General features: G+C 67.1%; 4 protein-coding genes. All 4 read right to left on the reverse strand.

Annotated elements, in window-relative coordinates; all coding sequences use genetic code 11:
- Positions 1 to 53: 53 nt before the first annotated feature.
- On the reverse strand, positions 54 to 1,001 hold the full coding sequence (locus tag ACY5KJ_RS18935; protein WP_462203996.1) for a DNA-methyltransferase: 948 nt from the start codon (positions 999 to 1,001) through the stop codon (positions 54 to 56).
- The gene (locus ACY5KJ_RS18940; RefSeq protein ID WP_462189234.1) at positions 998 to 1,777 is read right to left on the reverse strand and encodes a replication-relaxation family protein; all 780 of its coding nucleotides are present in this window, start codon (positions 1,775 to 1,777) and stop codon (positions 998 to 1,000) included. The genes ACY5KJ_RS18935 and ACY5KJ_RS18940 overlap by 4 nt, the downstream gene beginning before the upstream one ends.
- A 121-nt stretch (positions 1,778 to 1,898) precedes the next feature.
- Positions 1,899 to 2,798, reverse strand: coding sequence for a type IV secretion system DNA-binding domain-containing protein (locus ACY5KJ_RS18945; RefSeq protein WP_462203997.1), 900 nt, complete (start codon positions 2,796 to 2,798; stop codon positions 1,899 to 1,901).
- A 33-nt stretch (positions 2,799 to 2,831) separates the two neighbouring features.
- Positions 2,832 to 3,387, reverse strand: a 556-nt coding sequence (locus ACY5KJ_RS18950; RefSeq protein ID WP_462189236.1) for a helicase HerA domain-containing protein, incomplete at its 5' end; no start/stop codon positions are given.

Raw genomic sequence — 3,387 nt, forward strand, 5'->3', positions numbered from 1 at the left:
AGCCAACATTACGCACAGTTACCAAACTGGCTGGGGTTTCACGCCCACCCCGGTTAACTTCGAAGACCCCCGTTCTGGCAGGCCACCGCCCCCACCGTCCCCGTACCAAAGAATGGATCAAGCACCACGCCCGGAACAGTCGGAGCCTCGCAGTCGCACCGGATGAAGTCGCCCGCCTCACGTACCGTCGCCGCTTCCTGATCTTTTGCGTTCCACAGCTTCCGCACGGTGTATTGCCGTTTCCAGCCCTGGCCGCAGGCCGTGCATACGACTTCGGGGCAGGTCGCCAAGAGCGGTCGTCGGATCAAGCCCGGCGGGAAGGTGGCGAAGTGTGCTCCCCGGAAATTGCCCGCCGCGTGCTGCCACACATCCCCGGGGTTCTTCCCCAGCGGATGCCCCGGCTGCCCTTCGGGCCGTTCCCGCCGCAGGCCCTCGTTGTTTGCCGCGAGCGGCCCTCGATACGTCGGCTTGGCGTACTCGGCCTTGGCCGCCTTCTTTCCACCGCCGGAGCGATGCGGCTCCCGGATAGCGTCCAGGTCGAAGAAATACCGGGGGCCGCGCGTGAGGAAGTACACCACTTCATAGGTGAGGGTCAGGCGGTCAGAGATTGACGAGGGCATGGGGTTCGTCTTGCTCCAAATCACCTTATTGCGGACAATCCAGCCGTCCGCCGACAGCGCCAGCACCAGCCGCTCCGGCGCCAGGAGCACCCCCTTCGGCGGCGCCCCGTACTTGGAGTGCCTCGAAAAACTGTCGCCCAGGTTCAGCCAGACGTTGCCCGTCTGCTTGATCACCCGGGCCAGCTGGCGGAAGACTGGCAGAAGGCCCGCTACCCAGTCGTCCACCGTGGCCTCAAGGCCTAGTTGATCATCCACCCCGTAATCCCTCAGGGCGTAGTAGGGCGGGCTGGTGATCACACTGTCCACCGAGGCCGGTGGCAACTCCGCCAGGCGGGTGGCGGCATCGCCGGTCAGGATGATGTTGCGGGGTAGCTCCATCATTCCGCCGCCCCCTGGATCATCCGGCCTGCGGCCTCGTCCGAGGTAGCGACGGTGAACAATTGCCAGGTATCGGCAGGCAGACGGCCCAGGACGGCCAAGAGCTGCCGCCGACGGCCTTCATCCGGCACCACCCACAGCACGCGGGGAAAGACCTCGCCCTCCCGGCCGGACTGCCAGTACTTGATGTACAGCTCCGCTTTGCGCCGGATCGTCGGCAGCGACTCCGTCGCCCGGTCTACCTCCACCATCCAGGTGTCTTCGTACCGGCCCAGCCGCAAGGCCACACGGGCATCCGGCTTGATCACCATCCGCCCGGCGGGGCCGGAAAAACTGCGCCAGCTGGCTGGTTCCGCCTGGAAGCGCGCCACCACCAGCCGTCCGGCGGCTTCGGCTTTGCGCAAGGCGGTGTACAGCTCTGTCACCGCCAGGGAGTGCGCCAGGAACAAGGAGCCCACCGGCCAGGGCCGCTGCCACCGCGACCGCTCCGGGTCCAAGATGCGCAAGGCCGCCACGTCGAGGGTGTAGACGAAGCCCGCAGAGCCTGCCCGCACGCCGCCGATCCGCCGGGGCAGCCGCGCGAGGAGCCGCCGCGCCACCATCCCGGCCAGCACCTCCCTGCCCCGCCGCGCCGAGACGCCCGCCAGATGCAACCGCACCAACTGCGCCCCGGTGGCCACGCGCACCACGGATAGCGTCGTAAGGATCTCTCGCTCCCGAGGCGGGATGGTCGCAGCCAGTGCCGCCACTTGACGGGAGGTGACATATGCCCGGCTCATGAATTCACCCCACGAAGAAGCCAGGGAGTCGTCTGCACATTTGGCCCGGAAACCGCACCCCACCACGGCAAACGCGCAGGTCTACTCGACGCGACCGGCACAGCGGCCGGAAGTGCCCGCCTCATTCGGACACCTCCCGGCGGCCGACCCGTCCGGCGGGCTTGGTACCGTCATGGCGTGCCCGGATGGCGGCTTCCACCTCGTCCCGGTCTCGCCCGAAGCGATCCCGCGAGGCGGCCCGCACGATGTTGGCCTGTCCCGTAGCCGGAGGCGGCAGCAGCGTCACGCCGGTGGCAGGTGGGGCCACCCGCGCCCCGGCCGACAGCGACACCACAACCTCATACGCACCCAGCCCCTGCAAGTCCGCTGCCCCCAGATGCGGCGCCAGCTCCTTGGCGAGCCGCCCAGCGTCTGACGCAGCCGCCTGGAAGATCACCCGGCTGCGGGCATTGGCCAGGACTGCTTCCCGAAGGTCCGCCGACAGCTGCCCCAGATGTTGATGGGCCAAGGTCATACCGAGTCCCAGGCCCCTGGCCTGCGCCAACACATCGGCCACGCCCATCGGGAGGTTCAGGAAGTCCTGAAATTCATCGATGTAGAAAAAGGTGGTTGGCCGCCGGTCTGCTGCGACGGCAGCCCGAGCTTGTACGGCTTGCCACACTCTGGCTACAACCAGTGATCCAACGAGCGCCGCTGCTTCCTCCCCCAGCACACCCTTGGTCAGGGGCACGAGCACGATGCGCCGTTGGGCCAAGGCCTCGGCCAGATCCAGCCGGGGTTGGGCCTGCCCCAGCACGTTGCGTACCCGGCGGCGCAGCAGAAAGGCGCGCAATTTATTCATAACGGGACCAATCGCCTGGGCACGCTCCGCGTCGCTCATGGCTTCGTAGGCCGCCCAGAACGGACCGAGGGCTACCGGGTCATCGACCTTCGCCACCAGCCGCCGCCGGAAATTGGCATCCGTCAGGATCAGCGGCACTTCGGTGAGAGTCATCCCCGGCTCGCTCGCCAGCGTGATCATCGAAGCCCTCAAAATATCGTCCGTGCGCGGCCCTCAAAAGGCTTTATAGAGCTGGTGGAATATCCCCACGATTTGGTCGGCGGCCAGTTCCGGCGCGCGGTGGCTACCGGATAGCAGGTTCAGGCCCACCGGCCGGGCCTCGTCCGCCGAGTCGAGGATGACCACCTCGTCCCGGCGCTTCTCTGGCACCCGGTCGAGGACATCACTTACAAGATCGCCTTTCGGGTCCAAGACGATCACCCCGCGCCCGGCCTGCATATCGCCAGTAATCATCCCTAGCAGCAATGTAGATTTCCCGGTACCTGTCGGCCCCACCACATGTACATGCCGTAGTGAGTCCGTGACCGAAAGCGCCAAGGATCGCTGCACCCCGGGGAAGGTAGACCGCGCCACAATCCGCGGACCGCTTGGGATGTCGGCGGAGGGGGCCAACTGCCGGGTGCCGCCCAGCCGCAGGCCCGGCAGCATCACGGAACCCAAGGGGAAGGCGACGAGCGCCGACAGTTCGGCGGTGTTCAGCACGAGCGGGAACGTCACCACCGGCAAGCGGTGGGCGCTCATGTCAGCGGCTACCCGGCTCCGGCCGAGG

This window comes from Frankia sp. CcWB3 (assembly GCF_977927595.1).

Coding starts and splice junctions, on each gene's coding strand:
- ACY5KJ_RS18935 (WP_462203996.1), bottom strand. CDS start 1,001: ATGATGGAGCTACCCCGCAACATCATCCTGACCGGCGATGCCGCCACC.
- ACY5KJ_RS18940 (WP_462189234.1), bottom strand. CDS start 1,777: ATGAGCCGGGCATATGTCACCTCCCGTCAAGTGGCGGCACTGGCTGCG.
- ACY5KJ_RS18945 (WP_462203997.1), bottom strand. CDS start 2,798: ATGATCACGCTGGCGAGCGAGCCGGGGATGACTCTCACCGAAGTGCCG.